This window comes from Ancylobacter sp. WKF20 (assembly GCF_029760895.1).
Taxonomy (GTDB): domain Bacteria; phylum Pseudomonadota; class Alphaproteobacteria; order Rhizobiales; family Xanthobacteraceae; genus Ancylobacter.
Genome location: NZ_CP121679.1, coordinates 3,366,552 through 3,382,910, shown reverse-complemented (window position 1 = coordinate 3,382,910; position 16,359 = coordinate 3,366,552). Strand labels below are relative to the sequence as shown.

General features: G+C 68.9%; 17 protein-coding genes. 11 read left to right on the top strand and 6 right to left on the bottom strand.

Annotated features, from left to right (window positions below; all coding sequences use genetic code 11):
- Positions 1-16 precede the first annotated feature (16 nt).
- The 4 genes from AncyloWKF20_RS15550 to AncyloWKF20_RS15535 all read left to right on the top strand — a co-directional run bounded on the left by AncyloWKF20_RS15550 (position 17) and on the right by AncyloWKF20_RS15535 (position 3,164).
- The gene (locus AncyloWKF20_RS15550) at positions 17-712 is read left to right on the top strand and encodes a RibD family protein (RefSeq protein ID WP_279314915.1); all 696 of its coding nucleotides are present in this window, start codon (positions 17-19) and stop codon (positions 710-712) included.
- Positions 713-824: 112 nt separating this feature from the next.
- Positions 825-2,069 carry an NAD(P)/FAD-dependent oxidoreductase gene (locus AncyloWKF20_RS15545; protein ID WP_279314914.1) on the top strand — a complete coding sequence of 415 codons (1,245 nt, stop codon included), beginning with the start codon at positions 825-827 and terminating at the stop codon, positions 2,067-2,069.
- Positions 2,070-2,204: 135 nt separating this feature from the next.
- The gene (locus tag AncyloWKF20_RS15540; protein ID WP_279314913.1) at positions 2,205-2,588 is read left to right on the top strand and encodes a c-type cytochrome; all 384 of its coding nucleotides are present in this window, start codon (positions 2,205-2,207) and stop codon (positions 2,586-2,588) included.
- Between the two features lie 207 nt (positions 2,589-2,795).
- Complete coding sequence (locus tag AncyloWKF20_RS15535; RefSeq protein WP_279317993.1) at positions 2,796-3,164, top strand: cupin domain-containing protein; 369 nt, start codon at positions 2,796-2,798, stop codon at positions 3,162-3,164.
- Between the two features lie 74 nt (positions 3,165-3,238).
- Here the strand turns inward: AncyloWKF20_RS15535 and AncyloWKF20_RS15530 are convergent, their stop codons facing one another.
- A complete protein-coding gene (locus tag AncyloWKF20_RS15530) occupies positions 3,239-4,180 on the bottom strand; it encodes a LysR family transcriptional regulator (protein WP_279314912.1) in 942 nt (313 codons plus the stop codon).
- Between the two features lie 210 nt (positions 4,181-4,390).
- On the opposite strand from AncyloWKF20_RS15530, the gene AncyloWKF20_RS15525 reads away from it, so the two are divergent.
- Together AncyloWKF20_RS15525 and AncyloWKF20_RS15520 are read left to right on the top strand one after the other, a co-directional pair.
- Complete coding sequence (locus AncyloWKF20_RS15525; protein ID WP_279314911.1) at positions 4,391-4,999, top strand: NAD(P)H-dependent oxidoreductase; 609 nt, start codon at positions 4,391-4,393, stop codon at positions 4,997-4,999.
- A 48-nt stretch (positions 5,000-5,047) separates the two neighbouring features.
- Positions 5,048-5,440 (top strand): DoxX family protein, encoded by a 393-nt coding sequence (locus AncyloWKF20_RS15520; protein ID WP_279314910.1) that lies wholly within the window; start codon positions 5,048-5,050, stop codon positions 5,438-5,440.
- 78 nt (positions 5,441-5,518) lie between these two features.
- Here AncyloWKF20_RS15520 and AncyloWKF20_RS15515 read toward each other — a convergent pair whose 3' ends face one another.
- From AncyloWKF20_RS15515 to AncyloWKF20_RS15505, 3 genes are read right to left on the bottom strand one after another with little or no spacing between them, the layout of a single operon-like run.
- On the bottom strand, positions 5,519-8,617 hold the full coding sequence (locus AncyloWKF20_RS15515; RefSeq protein WP_279314909.1) for an efflux RND transporter permease subunit: 3,099 nt from the start codon (positions 8,615-8,617) through the stop codon (positions 5,519-5,521).
- A complete protein-coding gene (locus AncyloWKF20_RS15510; RefSeq protein ID WP_279314908.1) occupies positions 8,614-9,702 on the bottom strand; it encodes an efflux RND transporter periplasmic adaptor subunit in 1,089 nt (362 codons plus the stop codon). The genes AncyloWKF20_RS15515 and AncyloWKF20_RS15510 overlap by 4 nt, the downstream gene beginning before the upstream one ends.
- A complete protein-coding gene (locus tag AncyloWKF20_RS15505; protein ID WP_279314907.1) occupies positions 9,699-10,778 on the bottom strand; it encodes an efflux RND transporter periplasmic adaptor subunit in 1,080 nt (359 codons plus the stop codon). Before AncyloWKF20_RS15505 ends, AncyloWKF20_RS15510 begins: the two co-directional genes overlap by 4 nt.
- Positions 10,779-10,872: 94 nt before the next feature.
- Here AncyloWKF20_RS15505 and AncyloWKF20_RS15500 point away from each other — a divergent pair, with 94 nt between their 5' ends.
- On the top strand, positions 10,873-11,514 hold the full coding sequence (locus AncyloWKF20_RS15500) for a helix-turn-helix domain containing protein (RefSeq protein WP_279314906.1): 642 nt from the start codon (positions 10,873-10,875) through the stop codon (positions 11,512-11,514).
- Positions 11,515-11,724: 210 nt separating this feature from the next.
- On the opposite strand, the gene AncyloWKF20_RS15495 is transcribed toward AncyloWKF20_RS15500, so the two are convergent.
- Positions 11,725-12,900, bottom strand: a complete 1,176-nt coding sequence (locus AncyloWKF20_RS15495; protein WP_279314905.1) for a PHB depolymerase family esterase — start codon at positions 12,898-12,900, stop codon at positions 11,725-11,727.
- A 168-nt stretch (positions 12,901-13,068) separates the two neighbouring features.
- Complete coding sequence (locus AncyloWKF20_RS15490; RefSeq protein WP_279314904.1) at positions 13,069-13,995, bottom strand: hypothetical protein; 927 nt, start codon at positions 13,993-13,995, stop codon at positions 13,069-13,071.
- Between the two features lie 560 nt (positions 13,996-14,555).
- Here AncyloWKF20_RS15490 and AncyloWKF20_RS15485 point away from each other — a divergent pair.
- The 4 genes from AncyloWKF20_RS15485 to AncyloWKF20_RS15470 are packed head-to-tail and all read left to right on the top strand — an operon-like array spanning position 14,556 to position 16,262.
- Positions 14,556-14,858, top strand: a complete 303-nt coding sequence (locus AncyloWKF20_RS15485; RefSeq protein WP_279314903.1) for a hypothetical protein — start codon at positions 14,556-14,558, stop codon at positions 14,856-14,858.
- A gap of 34 nt (positions 14,859-14,892) precedes the next feature.
- A complete protein-coding gene (locus AncyloWKF20_RS15480) occupies positions 14,893-15,153 on the top strand; it encodes a hypothetical protein (protein WP_279314902.1) in 261 nt (86 codons plus the stop codon).
- Positions 15,150-15,422 carry a DUF1488 family protein gene (locus AncyloWKF20_RS15475; protein ID WP_267584590.1) on the top strand — a complete coding sequence of 91 codons (273 nt, stop codon included), beginning with the start codon at positions 15,150-15,152 and terminating at the stop codon, positions 15,420-15,422. The genes AncyloWKF20_RS15480 and AncyloWKF20_RS15475 overlap by 4 nt, the downstream gene beginning before the upstream one ends.
- Positions 15,423-15,449: 27 nt before the next feature.
- The gene (locus AncyloWKF20_RS15470; RefSeq protein ID WP_279314901.1) at positions 15,450-16,262 is read left to right on the top strand and encodes a transglutaminase family protein; all 813 of its coding nucleotides are present in this window, start codon (positions 15,450-15,452) and stop codon (positions 16,260-16,262) included.
- Positions 16,263-16,359 lie beyond the last annotated feature (97 nt).

Sequence of the window (16,359 nt, the reverse complement as noted above, 5' to 3'; positions counted from 1 at the left end):
GTCCGAGGTGCGCCCCATGAAGCCCCATGTCATCTGCCTGATGGAAACTTCGCTCGACGGGCGCCTGCACCCGAGCCGGTTCACCGCCAGCCCGCAGGGTGGTCGCGCCGATTGGGGCCGGCTCTATGAGCAGGTCCACGGCACGCTGAAAGCCGATGCCTGGCTGGTCGGGCGGGTGACGATGGCCGAGATGGCCAAGGGCGTGCCGCATCCGCCGGCGACGCCCGGCGCGGTCGCGCGCCCTCTCCATGTCGCGACGCGTGCGGCGAGCTACGCCATCGCGCTCGATCCCTCCGGCAAGGTGCACTTCAAGGGATCGAGCGTCGGCGGTGATCACGCCATCGCCCTGCTCGGCCGGGATGTGCCGGACAGCCACCTCGCCGAACTCGCGGCCGATGGCGTTTCCTACATCGTCGCCGAGGACGCTGAGATCGACCTCGCGGCCGCGCTTGAGATTCTGGCGCGGGAGTTCGGCATTCAGCGCCTTGCGGTGGAGGGCGGCGCGCGCGCCAATGGCGCCTTCTTCGCCGCTGGCCTCGTCGATGAGTTCAGCGTGCTCGTCACCCCCGCGCTTGATGCCCGGCCGGGCAGCGAGGCCATCGTCGATGCCGGCCCGGACGGGCTCGCCGGCAAGGTGACGCTGTCGTTCCTCAGTGCCGAGACGCTCGATCACGGCGTGGTGCATCTTCGCTATAAGGTGAAACCGGCCTAGAGCTTTCCGGGTGAACTCCAGCTCACCAACAGGGCTCTAAATTATTGGCCTGACGCATTTTCCTGTCGCGAACAGAAATCCACGTCGCTGGAAAATGCTCTAGCATCCACGCATGACCCACGCCTGCGACATCGCCATCATCGGGGCCGGAGCGGCCGGCATCGGCGCCGCCCGGCGGCTGGCCGGTCGCGGCCTGTCGGTTGCCGTGCTGGAGGCCCTGCCGCGTCTTGGCGGGCGCGCCTCGACCGTCCTGATGCGCGGCCTGCCGCTCGATCTCGGCTGCGGCTGGCTGCATTCGGCCGACCGCAACCCGTGGACACGGATCGCCGAGGCGGCCGGCTTCGTCGTGGACCGGCGGCGCAGCGCCTGGGACCAGCAATTCGGCGATCTCGGCGCGCTCCCGGCGGAGTGGGAAGCGGCCGGCAACGCGTTCGACGCCTGGAGCCGGCGGCTCCTCGCGGATCCGCCGCCCAGCGACCGGGCCCTTGACGCGGTGGCGCCCGGCGAGCGCTGGCTCGCCTATCTCCAGGCCTTGAGCGGCTATATCAGCGGCGACGAACTGGAGCGCATCTCGGCCGCCGACTATGCCGCCTATGACAGCGCCTCGACCGGGCTCAACTGGCGCCTGCCGGCGGGCTACGGCACGCTGATCGCCTCCCGCTTCCCTGCCGATGTGGCGCTGCATCTGGCGACGCCGCTGGAACGGCTCGACCTCAACGGACCGGCCATCGAACTCGTCACCTCGCGCGGCACGCTGCGCTGCCGGGCGGCGATCCTCACCGTCTCCACCCATGTGCTCGCCGGCGACGCGATCCGCTGGCCGGCCGCGCTCGACCCCTGGCGCGCGGCGGCGGCGCATCTGCCGCTCGGCTGCAACGAGAAGCTGTTTCTGGAGATCGTCGGTCCCTCGCCCTTCGAGGCGGAGACCCATGTGCACGGCGACTTCCACGATCCGGCGTCGGGCACCTATTACATCCGGCCCCTCGACCGGCCCGTTATCGAGTGCTTCCTCGGCGGCGCCGGCGCCCGCCGCGCGCGTGACGAGGGAACCGACGCCGCCTTCGCCCATGCCACCGACCAGCTCGCGGCCCTCTTCGGCGCGGATGTGCGGCGCGTGCTGCGCCCGGCGCGCGCCTCCGCCTGGGGCGCGACGCCGGAGATCGGCGGCGGCTACAGCCATGCCTTGCCCGGTCACCGCGCCGCGCGCGACCGCCTCGCCCGTCCTGTCGATGAGCGGCTGTTCTTCGCCGGCGAGGCCACGCATCCGACCGACTTTTCGACCGCCCATGGCGCGCTGATGTCCGGGATGCGCGCCGCCGACGAGGCCCTGACGGCGCTGCGTCGCCCCGCGGATTGATGAATCTCCCGCATAGCGCCATGCGGGGGAGGCGGGCTAATCCCGCCGTCTCCCCCTACCTAGCTTGCCACGGAAACCCCGTGCCCGGCCGCCGGCCGCACGGACCCGACGCCCGTGAGCCTTGCCGGAGACCGCATGTCCGCCCGATTCCGCGCTTTATCCGCCGTCCCGTTCCTTGCCCTGCTGGTGCTCGCCCCTGCGGCCGGCGCGCAGGAGGCCAATGGTGACCGGCTGTTCCGCACCCGCTGCGCCTCCTGTCACTCCCTGGAGCCCGGCCAGAACCGCATCGGCCCGAGCCTCAGCGGCATCGTCGGTCGCAAGGCCGGCAGCCTTGAGGGCGCGCGCTACTCGCAGGGCCTGCGCGATCTCGGGATCACCTGGGATGCCGCCCAGCTCAACAGCTTCCTTGCCAATCCCCGCGCCATGGTGAAGGGCACGACCATGACCGTCGCGGTCACGAACGCGGCGGATCGCGCGGCGATCATCGCCTATCTGCAAGGCCAACCGCCGAGCAACTGACCCTTCCGTCACTGCGCCGGCGTCGCTCCACGCCGGCCCACCCGTCATCCGGTCCCGTGAATCGGGGTTGGTTTCCTCTGAAAGAGGCGCACCATGAAGAAGATCGCCACCGGCATCGCCCTCTCGGCTCTCGCGACCGCCAGCGTCGCGGAGCCGGCACCCGCGCCGGGTGCGGATCTGAGGATCGTCCGCGCCAAGGATTCCCCGATGGCGCCGGGTCCGGCGGAGTTCTTCACTGGCAATGTCCGCATCTCCGGCCATTTCCGTGGCGATGCTCCCTCGCGCATCAGCGGCGCGACGGTCAGCTTCGCGCCCGGCGCACGCACCGCCTGGCACACCCATCCGCTCGGCCAGACGCTGTTCATCATCTCCGGCCGGGGGTGGGTGCAGAAGGAAGGCGGGCCAGTCGAGGAGATCGCGGCGGGGGATGTCGTCTGGATTCCGCCGAACCTGCGCCACTGGCACGGGGCGCGCGCGACCGAGGCCATGTCGCACTTCGCCTTTGCCGAGGAGCTCGATGGCAAGGTGGTCACCTGGATGGAGCAGGTCTCGGACGCCCAGTATCTCGGCCATTGAGGGGCGGTGGCGCCGACGCGCCTCCCTTCCCCGCATGAGCGGCGCCGCCGGCCGGGACGGGGGCCGGCCCGAGGTTAGACCACCCCGAGCGTAGGCTCGATGAGCGCCACGCTCCGCCCCTCGCTCGGGCACCGCTTCATGCGGTCGATCATCCAGCGCCCGGCGGGGCCGGGTGGGGCGGCGCTGCGGTAGACGGCGGACATCGGCAGTTTCAGTCCCTCAAGCGGCGCGTCCTCGATGGTGAGCCGCACCAGCCGCCCCTCGGCGATGTCCTTGGCCACGGCATGGAGCGGCATCCCGCCCCAGCCGAGCCCGCTGATGAGGAAGGCGTGCTTGGCGAACAGGTCGGCGAGCCGCCAGGTCGAGGGCGACATGACGCCAAATTCGCGGCCCTGCGAATGGCTGGTCCGGTCGGTCAGCACGAGCTGGACGTGGCGCGCCAGTTCCTCGCGCGGAATCGGGCCGGCATGGGCGGCGAGCGGATGGTCGGCGCTGGCGACCATGACGAAATCGACGCTGGTCACCCGTTCGGCCACCAGCCCGGCGGGAAGGGTGGGCAGCGACACGACGAGGCTGAAGCTCGCCCGCCCTTCGATGAGCGGTTGCACCGTGCCGCCGAGCGCCTCGACATAGAGCCGCAGCGGTGTCGCCGGAAACTGGTCGCGGAAGTCGCGGGCGACCTCGGCGATCACGCTGATCGGGAAGAACACGTCGATCACTGCCGCGAGCTCCGCCTCCAGCCCGCCGGAAATGCCGCGGGCACGCGCCTTCATGCCGTCGACGCCGGCAACGATGCCCCGCGCATCGGCAAGCAGCACCGTGCCTTCCCGCGTCAGACGCGGGTAGCGGGCGCTCCGGTCGAACAGCGTCACGGCGAGCTGAGCCTCGAGCGTCGCGATGGCTTCGCTGACGGCCGACTGGGTGCGCCGCAGCCGCCGGGCGGCGGCCGAGAAGCTGCCCTCATCGGCGGCCGCGAGGAAAGTCCGCAACTGGTCGAGCGAGACGCCGTCGAGCATGGGGGGTTCTCCCGGTGAGCAGGCCCAAGGATACTCTCGCGCGGGCCTTTGTCGATCTTACCATCGGGGCAGTCGATGGATTACATCACTTTATACCGGCTTCCCCGGCATATCGGCGCGTGGCACCCATCCTCCATGCTCACCACGCTCAAAAAGCTGTTCTCACGCGCGGCCAAGGTCCCGACGCCAGGACAGCTGGAGGATCACCCCATGAACAGTATCCTGCACATCGATTCCAGCATTCTCGGCGGCTATTCCGCGACCCGCGCGCTGACGGCGGACATCGTCGCCAAGCAGCAGGCGCTGCATCCCGGCGCACGGATCGTCCGGCGCGACCTCGTCGCCGATGCGGCGCTGCATCTGTCGGACGCGCATATGGCGGTGTTTCAGGGCGCGCCGGTGTCCGATCCGCATCTCGGCCAGGACCTCGCCACTGGCGGCGCCTATCTGGACGAGCTGTTTGCCGCCGACATCGTCGTCATCGGCGCGCCGATGTACAATTTCTCCATCCCCTCGCAGCTCAAGGGCTGGATCGACCGCGTCGCCGTCGCCGGCCGCAGCTTCAAATATGGCCCGAACGGCCCCGAGGGGCTGGTGACCGGCAAGAAGGTGTTCATCGCCTCCGCGCGCGGCGGCGTCTACAGCGGCCAGAGCCCGCTGGCGGCGCTCGACCATCAGGAATCCTACCTGCTCGCGGCACTCGGCTTTATCGGCCTCACCGACGTGACGATCATCCGCGCCGAAGGTCTGGCGCTGGGCGACGAGGCCAAGGCGGCGCTGGCCGGCGCCAAGGCGCAGATCGACGCGCTGGCCGCCTGACCCCCAATCGCTTCATCCCCTTTTCCCGAAACCAAGGCCGGATCCATCATGTCTCAGACCAACCTGCTCGCGGCCGTCGGCCGTGTGCTGATCGCGCTCATCTTCATCGCCAGCGGGGCGAGCAAGATCGCCGCTCCCGAGGCGACGCAGGCCTATATCGCCTCGGCCGGGCTGCCGCTGCCGCTGATCTCCTATCTGGTGGCGGTCATCGTCGAGCTCGGCGGCGGCATCGCCGTTCTGCTCGGCTACCACGCCCGGATCAGCAGCCTCGCGGTTGCCGCCTTCACCCTGGCGGCGGCGGTGTTCTTCCACAACAACCTCGCCGACCAGAACCAGATGATCCACTTCATGAAGAACATCGCGATCATCGGCGGTCTTCTGCAGGTGACGGCGTTCGGCGCCGGCGGCTTCAGCCTCGATGGCTGGCGCCAGCGCCGCTGATCGCCGCGGGCGTCGCCCGCACTTTTCGCGATCTTCCCAAGGCCTCCCCGCCCCGACCCGGGCGGGGAGGCTTTTTTGTCAGCCGGCGGGGGTCGGCGCGGTGTCTGCCGCCAGCGGCGCGGCCGGCGTGGAGGGCGGGGTATCCCGGCGGATGCGGAACCACGTCACATAGAGCGCCGGCAGGAACAGCAGGGTGAGAACCGTGCCGACCACGATGCCGCCCATCATGGCGTAGGCCATCGGGCCCCAGAACACCTCGCGCGAGATCGGGATCAGCGCCAGCGTCGCGGCGGCGGCGGTGAGCAGGATGGGCCGCATCCGGTGCTCGGTCGCCTCGATCACCGCCTCCCAGGGCGCCACGCCGGTGCTGCGCATCTCCTCGATCTGCACGACCAGGATGACCGAGTTGCGGATCAGGATGCCGATCAGGGCGAGCACGCCGAGCAGGGCGACGAAGCCGAGCGGGGCATTGCTGGCGAGCAGGGCGATGACCACGCCGATCAGCGCCAGCGGCGCCACCGAGAACACCAGGAACAGCCGGTGGAAGCTCTGGAGCTGGATCATCAGCAGGGTCGCCATGACGAAGAGCATGATCGGCGCCACGGCGGCGATCGGGCCCTGCGACTTGGCGCTTTCCTCCACCGCGCCGCCGACCTGCACGTGGTAGCCGACCGGCAGGCTCTTGCGGAACGCCTCGACCTGCGGGGCGAGGGCGTCGACGATGGTGGCGGGCTGCGTCGCGTCGGTGATGCCGGCCTTGATGGTGATGGTCGGGATGCGGTCGCGCCGCCAGATGGTGGGCTGCTCGAGCTCGTAATGGAAGGTGGCGAGCGAGGACAGCGGCACCGCCTCCCCGCTGGTGCTGGGAAGCTGGAGGTTGAGCAGCGTGTCGATGGACCCGCGCTCCGTCGCCTGGGCCCGGCCGATCACGTCGATCAGGTAGATGTCGTCGCGCACCTGCGTGGCGGAGGAGCCCTCGACGATGCTGTTAAGCGCGGTGGCGATGTCCTGCGAGGACACGCCGAGCTGGCGCGCCTTGTCCTGCAGCACCTCCACCTTCACCACGCGCGCCGGCTCGTTCCAGTTCATCGACATGTTCCGCAGCCGCGGATCGCTGCCCATGATGGCGCTGAACTTCTGCGCGAGGTCGCGCACTGTCTGCAGGTCCGGGCCGGAGATCCGGTACTGCACCGGCTTGCCGACCGGCGGACCGATGTCGAGCAGCTTCACATAGGCGTCGGTGCCCGGAAACGTCTTCTGCAGATAGGCCTGCAGCTCGCCCTTGAGCTTGTCCCGGGCTTCGAGGTTCTTGGTCAGGATGACCATTTCGCCGAAGGCGATGTCGTCGGGCTGCACGTCGAAGGACAGGATGAAGCGCGGCGCGCCCCGGCCGACATAGGTCGACCAGTGCTCGATGGCGGGATTGCCCACGAGCATGTCCTTCTCGAACTGCGCCATCTGCCGGTCGGTTTCCTGGATCGAGCTGTTCTGCGGCAGGTTCCAGTCGACGATCAGCTCCGGGCGGTCCGAGCTCGGGAAGAACTGCTGCTGCACCAGCGACATGCCGGCCACCGAGGCGACAAAGGCGAGGACGGTGAGGATGATCGTCACCCAGCGCCATCTCAGGCAGAGCCGGAGCAGGTTTGCGAAGCCCCGGGTGAACCAGCCCTTGTGCTCGGCATGCTTCTTCATCGTGGCCGGCAGGATGGTCACGCCGAGCAGCGGGGTGAACAGCACGGCCACCACCCAGGAGACGATGAGCGAGACGGCGATGACGACGAACAGCGTGAAGGTGAATTCACCGGCGGCGCTGCTGTTGAGGCCGACGGGGATGAAGCTCGCCACCGTCACCAGCGTGCCGGTGAGCATGGGGAAGGCGGTGGAGGTGTAGACATGGGTGGCGGCCTTGCGCAGGCTGTCGCCCACCTCCAGCCGCGCCACCATCATCTCCACCGCGATCATCGCGTCGTCCACCAGCAGGCCGAGGGCGATGATGAGCGCGCCGAGCGAGATGCGCTGGAGCGAGATGCCCGAATAGGCCATCACCAGGAAGGTGATGGCGAGCACCAGCGGAATGGAAATGGCGACGACGAGGCCGGCCCGGAAGCCCAGGCTGATGAAGGAGATCGCCAGCACGATGACGATGGCCTCGAACAGCGCGCGGGTGAAGCCGGAGACGGCTTCGTCCACCACGGCCGGCTGGTCGGAGACGCGCTCGACGGTGACGCCGATCGGCAGGTCGTTGACGACGCGCGCCATGGTCTCATCGAGCGCGGTGCCGAAGGCCAGCAGGTTGCTGCCGGTCTTCATGCCCACCGCGAGGCCGATGGCCGGCTGGCCGTTGAAGCGGAACAACGTGCTCGGCGGGTCGGCATAGCCGCGCCTGATAGTGGCGACATCGGTGAGCGGGAAGAACCGGTCATTCACCCGCAGATTGATCGCCCGCAGGCTTTCCTCCGAGGTGAAGCGGCCGCCGACGCGGATGGCGATGCGCTCGGGCCCGGCCTGGATGACGCCGGACTGCGTGACGTTGTTCTGCTCCTGCAGCGTGGTCAGGATCGCCGACTGGTCGATGCCGAGCGCGGCGGTCTTGCGGGTGGAGAATTCGAGATAGATCGCCTCGTCCTGCGCCCCGACGATGTCGACCTTGCCGACATTCGGCACGGTCAGCACCTTGGTGCGGGCGTCCTCGACGAGATCGCGCAGCTCGCGCTGGCTCAGCCCGTCGCTGGTGAAGGCGAAGATGTTGCCATAGACGTCGCCGAAGTTGTCGTTGAAGAACGGGCCGACCACGCCGGAGGGAAAATTGCCCTCGACATCGGCCACCATGTTGCGCACGCGCATCCAGATCGCCGGCACATCCTTGGCCTTGGTGGTCGGCAGCAGGTCGACGAAGATGATCGTCTGGCCGGCCGTGGTCAGGCTGCGGGTGTGCTCCAGCGATTCGAGCTCCTGCAGCTTCTTCTCGATGCGGTCGGTCACCTGCTCGGTGACCTCCTGCGCCGAGGCGCCCGGCCAGCTCGCCTGGATGATCATCGTCTTGATGGTGAAGTCGGGATCTTCCTCCCGGCCGAGGCTGAGATAGGCGAAGGTTCCCGCCAGGGCGAAGACGATCATGAAGTACCAGACGAGCGAACGGTGCTCGAGCGCCCAGTCCGAAAGGTTGAAGGTCTTCACCGGGTCGTCTCCTGGCTGAGCCTGATCTTCTGTCCGTCGGCGAGCTGGTGCACGCCGGCCAGGACCACTTCGTCACCGTCGGTGAGGCCGGTCAGCACCCGGAAATTGCCGGTCGCCGCCTCGGGCTGGAGCTGTACGGGGCGCCGCTCCACGCTCTGGCTGGTTCTGTCGACCACCCAGACATAGGTGGCGCCGTCCTGCGTCAGCACGGCGCGCGCGGGCACGCTGATGCCGGCGCTCGCCGCCTCGTCGGGCCAGGCCGTGACGACGGAGCCGAAGCGGAAGGCGTCCGGCGGGGTGTCGAGGGCGATCTTCACCCGGTAGCTGCGGGTGTTAGAATCGGCCTGCGGGGCGATCTCGCGCAGCACGCCATGCGCCTTGACCGAGGGGTCGAGTTGCAGGGCGATGGTCCAGGGCTGGCCGAGCTTGAGCGCGCCGTGCCGGGCCTCGGACACGTCGATCACCACGTCGCGGTCGGCGAGGCGGGCGACGCGTACCACGGCCTGGCCGGCGGTCACCACCTGGCCGACTTCCGCGGAGGTTGCGGTGACGATGCCGTCGAACTCGGCCAGCAGCTTGGCATAGCCGAGCTGCTCGCGGGCCTTGTCGAGGCTGGCCTGCGTCTGGGCCTGATTGGCCTGCGCGGTCTTCAGCTCCTGCTCGGCGAGATCGAAATCGGCGGCACTGCCGGCATTTGTGGCGGCGAGCGTCTTTTTGCGCTGCTCATTGACGGTGGCGTTCTCGAGCGTGGCCTGCGCGTTGCGCAGGTCGGCCTCGGCGCTGGTCACAGCCATCTTCAGCGCGAGCGGGTCGAGCTCGCCGATGAGCTGGCCCTTGGTGACGAGGTCGCCGGTGTCGACGTCGCGCGCGATGATGCGGCCCAGCGTGCGGAACGCCAGATCGGTCTCGACGCGCGGCTGCACTGTGCCGGCATAGCCGGCGCCGGTGAAAGCCTCGGTCTTCACCACCATGGATTTCACCGGGCGGACGGCGGTTTCCTGCGCGGGGGGCGGGGAATCGCACCCGGCGAGCACGGCGAGGGCGCCGATCAGCGCGGCCCCCTGCATCCAGCGGGTGAGGGTCATGGCAGGTTCTCCCAGGTAACCGGCTGGCCGTCGCGCAGGAACTGGCCCCCTTGCGTGACCACGAGTTCGGCCGGCTTCACGCCGTCGGCGATCACCACCTCGCCGGTGCGGTAGAGCGCGACCTTGACCCGCCGCAGCGCCACCAGCTTGGTCTGCGGATCGATGATCCACACCGCCGGCTGGCCGCGCTCGGAGGTCAGGGCGCTCCAGGGCACGACGACGCCGCTGCGGGGCGCGGCGCGGAACTCGCCCTTCACCGGCGTGCCGAGGGACCATTGCGCGCTGTCGGGCAGCGTCACCTTCACCCGGATCGTCCCGGTGCTGGTGTCGAGCGCCGGCGAGACCTCGCGCACGCGGGTGCGGACCCGTGCGGTCGAGTCGATCGGGGCGACATCGACATCCGGGATCGGCGGGCCGTCGAGGAACATGGCCTCGAACACGTTGAACTCGGCGTCGCGCGGCCCGTCATGGGCGAGGGTCAGCGCGGCTTGCGCGGCGGAGACGACCTGCCCGACCTCGATGTTGCGGGCGGTGATGATGCCGTCCGCATCCGCCTTCAGTTCGGTATAGGCGAGCTCGTCCTCGGAGGTGGCGAGGTTGGCCTTGGCGGTCTCCTCCGAGCCCTGCGCGGTGACGAGATCCTCCTTCGCCTGATCGAAGGTGGCCTGCGACACCGCCTTCGACTGGAGCAGGGTCTTGTAGCGGTCGAAGGCAAGCTGCTTCTGGACGCGAGTGGCCTGCGCCGATTGCAGCTTGGCGCGGGAGATGTCCACCTCCGCCCGCTGCTCGGTGTTGTCGATGCGGGCGAGTACGTCGCCCTTGCGCACATGGTCGCCGACATCCGCCAGCAAGTCGGTGACGCGGCCGCTGGTGCGGAAGGATAGGTCCGACTGGATCCGCGCCGCGATCGACCCGGTGATGTCGATGGAGGGCTGGTAGTCGGTGAGGGCGGCCGTCACCGCCCGCACGTCCCGTGGCGCCGCAGACACGGCACGGGGCGCGGGTTCGCCGGCGCGTGCGGCCCCGGCAAGGGGCAGGAACGCGCCGAAGATCAGGACGAGCGGAAACAGTCGCATGGACGCTCCATAGGTAATCACGTGTCGCCTTGTTTCATTGACTTTCAAGTCAGTCAATGAAAAGATTCCGGACATGGCAAGCAGGAGGCAGGGGATGGCGATCCAGAAGCGGCCGAAGCTCTCGCGGGCGGAGCAGAAGGCGCGACGGCCGGGGGAAATTCTCGAGGCGGCGTTCGACGAATTCGCGGAGAAGGGCTTCGCGGCCACCCGCGTCGAGGACGTGGCCGCCCGCATCGGCGTGACCAAGGGCACGGTCTATGTCTACTTCCCGACCAAGGAGATCCTGTTCGAGGAGGCCTTCCGCCATGTCGCGGCGGTGTTCGCCGATCTGCGCCGGGAGATCGAGCGGCTCGATGGCGGCTATGCCGACCGCCTGCAGAACGTGCTCCGTCTCGGCTACCGCATGCTGGCCGATGACCGGCGGGTGCGCGACCTGCTGCGGCTTTCCCTCGCCGATGGCATCCGCTTCCCGGAGATGGTGCTGCGCCACCACGACGAATTCATCGCGCCGCTGGTCACCGCCATCCGCACCGTGGTCGAGGACGGTGTGCGCGCCGGCGAGTTGGAAGGGGCGGCCGTGGCGACGATGCCGGACGTGGTCGGCAGCTCCATCCTGCATCTGAGCCTGTGGCGCTCCCTGTTCATGGGGCAGCGCCCGCTCGACGAGGCGGCCTTCATCGAGGCGCATCTGGAACTGGTGCGGCGCGCCCTGCGCCCTGTCGCGCACGCGGCCTGATCGTCGAGGGCGCGTCACCGCGATCATGTCCAGCGCCTATTCGGACCGCGCAGGGCACGGCGCCTGCCAACGCTTCCGGCATTAGCAAGGCTGGCTTGCGCGAAGATGCCATGGGCTGCCGAAACGCCCGCCACGCGGGAGGGCGCAGCGGGCGCGGGCGGTCATCTCATGGGTTCGGCAGCGCGCAGGTCGCGGCGGCGCTGGCGCGCGTCAGCGCATCAGGCCGGCGGCGCGCAGCGCGTCCTCGATGGTCTTCTGCACGCTGGACCGCTCGGGCTGGGGGCGCCCGCGCGGGGCGGCCGGGGTGCGGCCGGCCTCCGGCGCGGCCAGCCGTGTCGCCGGAGAATTGGCCTTCGCCGGAGCATTGGCGCCCCTCGGAGAATTGGCCTTTGTCGTCCGGCGCGGGGGTGCGGTCTGCGCGTCGGCGTCGCGCGCCGGGCAGATCCCCCAGAAGCCGGCGATCTCGCGGGTCGAGGAGACGCCGACATCCAGCATATAGGGGCCGGCCGTGCCGAGATCCTCGCCGACCGGCGTGCCATGGCCCATGCGCGCCAGCGTGTTCACCTCGATCAGGATGTCGCCGTCCGCATTGCTCCAGCGGCGGCGCACGCGCGGGCCGAGCGTCTCGCTCTGCGTCGGCGCCGTGTCGAGACCATGGACGCTGCGCCATTGCGCCGCGATGTCCTCGGCATTGGACGGCGCCACCGTGTGGTCGGCCGTTCCCTGCCAGATGGTGATGCGCGGCCACGGCCCGTCATGGGCGGAGGCGGCGCGCAGCAGCGCCCACAGCTCCTCGTCCGAGGCCAGGCGCTGCCCGCGCATGCAGTCGAAGGCTTCCGGCACCGAGCTGGCCCGGCCATAGGCGAGCCCGGCGATGATCGCCCCGCCGGCGAACAGCTCGGGATAGGTGGCGAGCATCACCGAGGCCATGGCGCCGCCGGCCGACAGCCCGGTGATGAAGATGCGCTCCCGGTCGATGCCATGGGCGATGACCATGGCATCGATCATCTGCCGGATCGACAGCGCCTCCCCGGCATCGCGCCGTGTATCGCCGGGGCGGAACCAGTTGAAGCACAGATTGGGGTTGTTGCCGGAGTGCTGCTCGGGAAAGAGCAGGGCGAATCCCGCCTCGTCGGCAAGCTGCGACCAGCCGGCGTGATGATCATAGCCCGCCGCGTTCTGGGTGCAGCCATGCAACACGACAACCAGCGGCGCCTGATCGGCCAGCCCGGCGGGCACATGAAACCGCCCCGCGAGATGACCGGGATTGCTGCCGAAATCGGTGAGGGTGGCGAGATGACCGGCCGGAGCCTGTGTGGTGGACGAGAGGCCGTGGAGGCCGCGAAAACCGCCAAAGGCGGCGAAATTGTCCGAGAGGGTCCGCACGGAAATATCCTTGTTACGGCCCCCTGAGTATCGAGTGCCACGAAGCCAACGCGTCGGCAATGGATTTGTTGCGCTGCACAATAAGAGGTGAAGTGAGGGCGATACCCTGACCCCATCACCTGTTGCGGAGCTGCCGGCCCCCGCGCGGGGGGCCGACCCTTGGAACGCTCAGCTGCGGAGGCCGCGTGCGTTCAGTTCGTCATCGTCGCGCTGGCGTCCACCAATGGCGGCGGCGACGCAGGCGATGAAGGCGCCGATCATCAGCGACAGCGTGCCGAGCAGGGCGAAGGTCGCGCCGGCCTTGCGGGCGGTCTCGGCCGCCTGCTGCGCCTGGGTTTTCGCCTCATTGACGCGGGCGAGCACGGCATCGACCCGCGCTGTCGCGTCGGCCGGCGAGAGGCCGGTGCGGGCGGCGACGAGCTGGCCGAGATAGGCCTTGTCGTCCGGCGAGACCTGCCCCGCCATCGCGCTGGCGGCAAGGATACGCGTCGCCTGCGCGGCGGCGGCGCCATTGCCCTGCGCGTCATTGGTGGCGAGCTGGGCGGCATCACTCGGGCGGAACAGCGCGTCGACGAAATAGGAACTCATCTGCGAGCCGTCATCCGAATCCGCATTGGCGCTCGCCCCGGCCGAGGCGCCGAGAGCGGCCCCGGAGGCGACGGTGGAGGCCGCCTGCATGCCGGTGCCGATCGCCCCGGTCAGCGCCGAGCCCAGCAGGGTCACCACCAGCAGCGTGGCCAGCGCCCAGCTCATGAAGCCATGCGCGGTATCGCGGAAGAAGCTCTCCTGCGTGGCGATGCCGGTCCATTTCGAGCGCAGCCGGCCGGCGAGATAGCCGCCGACGCCGGAGGAGAGCCATTGCACCACCACCAGCCAGATGGCGGTGGAGACCGCGAAGGTGGTGACGCTGGCGCTCTCATTGGCCCAGGGCGAAACCATGGTGAGGCCGAGCCCCGAGCCGAGCAGCATCAGCACGAAGGTGAGGGCGGCGGCGGCGAGGGCGCCGGCGACGATCGGTCCCCAGCTCACGGCCGAGGTGGAGGTGGAGGCTGCGGCGGGTAGGGCGACGCCGGTCGCCGGATAGGTGGATGCCATTGGAAGATCTCCTGGCGACACGCGCGAGCCGGGGGGCGGAGGGGACGGGGAATGCCGAACCCACGGAGCACAATGCCGCGTCTCACACCGTCGTGAGGGGGCTCGCCGTCAATCCATCGCCGCAAGCAAAAGTTCCGATAAATCACCCGAACGCCCGTTATGCAGGGCCTCATTTATTTTGATCTGGCAAATATCTCGGCAAGAAATATTTCCGCTTTCCTGTTTTCGCCTTGCCGTAATGACCGGTAGGGACTACATCAATAAAGTCGACGAGCTGATTTGGCTGGCGCGGTGTCCGTTGGGTTCCGCATGTGCCGCAGGATCGTCGACGTGAATGCATCGCGCCGTTCGGCGTTCGATGCCGCCCCGCCTGAGTTCGACATGATCCTGGACTGGCCACGCCCCGCGCGGCCCGTTCCCCGATCCTTGCCGTTTGCGCGTGGCGGATTCTCGATCTCGGCCGGTGAGCGACGCCTTCGCCCTCTCCTGACGGTGGCCTTCGGCCGGTGTCAGGGCGCTGGCGTCGATCGCTCCGCCCTCTTCTTCAAGGACCACCTTCTATGAGCATTCAACCCACCCCGCAGCCCGGCACCCGCCCGACGCAGAGTGAGCCGACGACGCATATGTTCACCGTCGGCCAGGCCGTGCGGCTCAAGGGCGGCTACGGCATTCCCAGCTCGCGCATCGATGAGATCTACCGCGTCATCGGCACGCTGCCGCCGACCGGCAACTCGCTGCAGTACCGCCTGCGCCATGAGCGCCAGCACTATGAGCGGGTCGCGACCGAGAACAGCCTGGAAATGGTGCGCGTCGAGGCGCCGACCGAGGCGAACGCGCTGCGCGACCGGACCTTCGCGCGCTGAGCGCCCCCGCCGGCCATCGGCGCGTGAGGGCGTGATGCGGATCGTCATCGAGTTCTACCGCACCCGCGCCCAGGACGACGCCCACGCGCTGCTCGGTCGCGAGAGCGCGGAGGTGGCCGATCTCGCCGCCGCGATCGCGCTGGCGGGTCTGCGGGCTCAGGCCCTTGCCGACTCGCCCGCGCTCATGCCGCAGCGGCCCGACGCGCTGGTCATCCGCGATGCCGACGGGACGACCCTGCATGAACTTGCCTTCGATGACGCCCTGTTGCCGCCAACCGAGAGGCGCTCGCCATGACGCTGGCCTTCCCCAATCCAAGCCGCAGCTTCGATGCGTCGCGCAACGTGGTTCGGTTCACCGGCTATGACGGTATGTTCGAGGTGTCCTTCCTCGTCGAGATCGCCGCGCTGGTGAGTTCCACCGCCGACCGCGTGCCCGAACGGATCGAGGCGGCCTGCCTGTCCGGTTTCGACCGGCTGCGCGGCTCGGTCTACGCCGCCGCCTCCAAGGCCTATGCCGACGGGCGGCGCTCCCCCTATGTCCTGACTGCCGCCGATGTCCGGTAGGCGGATCCACGCCTCCGGGAACCCTAGATGCACATACGCTACGGCTACGAGATCACCCTGACCTGCCAGCAGCCGACGGCGCTGGTCTGCCTGCTCTCCGTCCATGAGGACCGCGCCGCCGATATTCGCGCGCCGGAGAGCTTCTTCACCGCGCCCGACGTGCCCAGCACGACCTATCGCGACCTGTTCGGCAATCGCTGCCGACGGCTGGTGGCGCCCGCGGGCGATCTGATGATCTGGGGCGACGCCACCATCGAGGATGATGGCCAGCTCGACCCTGTGCTGCCGAACGCGCGCGAGATGGCGGTGCCGGAGCTGCCGGACGATTGCCTCGTCTATCTGCTGGGCAGCCGCTATTGCGAGACCGACCGGCTGAGCCAGATCGCCTGGGACATGTTCGGCACGGTGGCGCCGGGCTGGGGCCGGGTGCAGGCGGTGTGCGATTTCGTCCACAACCACATCCGCTTCGACTACCAGCAGGCGCGCTCCACCCGCTCGGCCTTCGAGGCCTTCCATGAGCGCGTCGGCGTGTGCCGCGACTTCGCCCATCTGGCGGTCGCGCTGTGCCGCTGCCTCAACATTCCCGCGCGCTATGTGAACGGCCATCTCGGCGATATCGGCGTGCCGGTGGTCGATCCGATGGACTTCAGCGCCTGGATCGAGGTGTTCCTGGACGGCCAGTGGCACACCTTCGACCCGCGCAACAACGTGCCGCGCATCGGCCGCATCCTCATCGCGCGCGGGCGGGACGCCGCCGACATTCCGCTGATCAATTCCTTCGGCCCGCATCTGCTGAAATCGTTCCGGGTGTGGACCTATGAGGTGCCCGGCCCGGTCTAGCTGTGTGTCCGAAAGACGGGGTTTTTGTCATAGTAAAACGCCGATGGGGAATTTAGAAAATCATTTCCCTTGAAATAATACCCCGTCAGGCACATAT

Bases quoted from the DNA above. Each gene is read 5' to 3' on its own strand.
- AncyloWKF20_RS15550 (WP_279314915.1), top strand. From the start codon at position 17: ATGAAGCCCCATGTCATCTGCCTGATGGAAACTTCGCTCGACGGGCGC.
- AncyloWKF20_RS15475 (WP_267584590.1), top strand. From the start codon at position 15,150: ATGACGCTGGCCTTCCCCAATCCAAGCCGCAGCTTCGATGCGTCGCGC.
- AncyloWKF20_RS15500 (WP_279314906.1), top strand. From the start codon at position 10,873: ATGGCGATCCAGAAGCGGCCGAAGCTCTCGCGGGCGGAGCAGAAGGCG.
- AncyloWKF20_RS15525 (WP_279314911.1), top strand. From the start codon at position 4,391: ATGAACAGTATCCTGCACATCGATTCCAGCATTCTCGGCGGCTATTCC.
- AncyloWKF20_RS15490 (WP_279314904.1), bottom strand. From the start codon at position 13,995: ATGGCATCCACCTATCCGGCGACCGGCGTCGCCCTACCCGCCGCAGCC.
- AncyloWKF20_RS15480 (WP_279314902.1), top strand. From the start codon at position 14,893: ATGCGGATCGTCATCGAGTTCTACCGCACCCGCGCCCAGGACGACGCC.
- AncyloWKF20_RS15535 (WP_279317993.1), top strand. From the start codon at position 2,796: ATGGCGCCGGGTCCGGCGGAGTTCTTCACTGGCAATGTCCGCATCTCC.
- AncyloWKF20_RS15540 (WP_279314913.1), top strand. From the start codon at position 2,205: ATGTCCGCCCGATTCCGCGCTTTATCCGCCGTCCCGTTCCTTGCCCTG.
- AncyloWKF20_RS15520 (WP_279314910.1), top strand. From the start codon at position 5,048: ATGTCTCAGACCAACCTGCTCGCGGCCGTCGGCCGTGTGCTGATCGCG.
- AncyloWKF20_RS15470 (WP_279314901.1), top strand. From the start codon at position 15,450: ATGCACATACGCTACGGCTACGAGATCACCCTGACCTGCCAGCAGCCG.
- AncyloWKF20_RS15545 (WP_279314914.1), top strand. From the start codon at position 825: ATGACCCACGCCTGCGACATCGCCATCATCGGGGCCGGAGCGGCCGGC.
- AncyloWKF20_RS15510 (WP_279314908.1), bottom strand. From the start codon at position 9,702: ATGACCCTCACCCGCTGGATGCAGGGGGCCGCGCTGATCGGCGCCCTC.
- AncyloWKF20_RS15505 (WP_279314907.1), bottom strand. From the start codon at position 10,778: ATGCGACTGTTTCCGCTCGTCCTGATCTTCGGCGCGTTCCTGCCCCTT.
- AncyloWKF20_RS15485 (WP_279314903.1), top strand. From the start codon at position 14,556: ATGAGCATTCAACCCACCCCGCAGCCCGGCACCCGCCCGACGCAGAGT.
- AncyloWKF20_RS15530 (WP_279314912.1), bottom strand. From the start codon at position 4,180: ATGCTCGACGGCGTCTCGCTCGACCAGTTGCGGACTTTCCTCGCGGCC.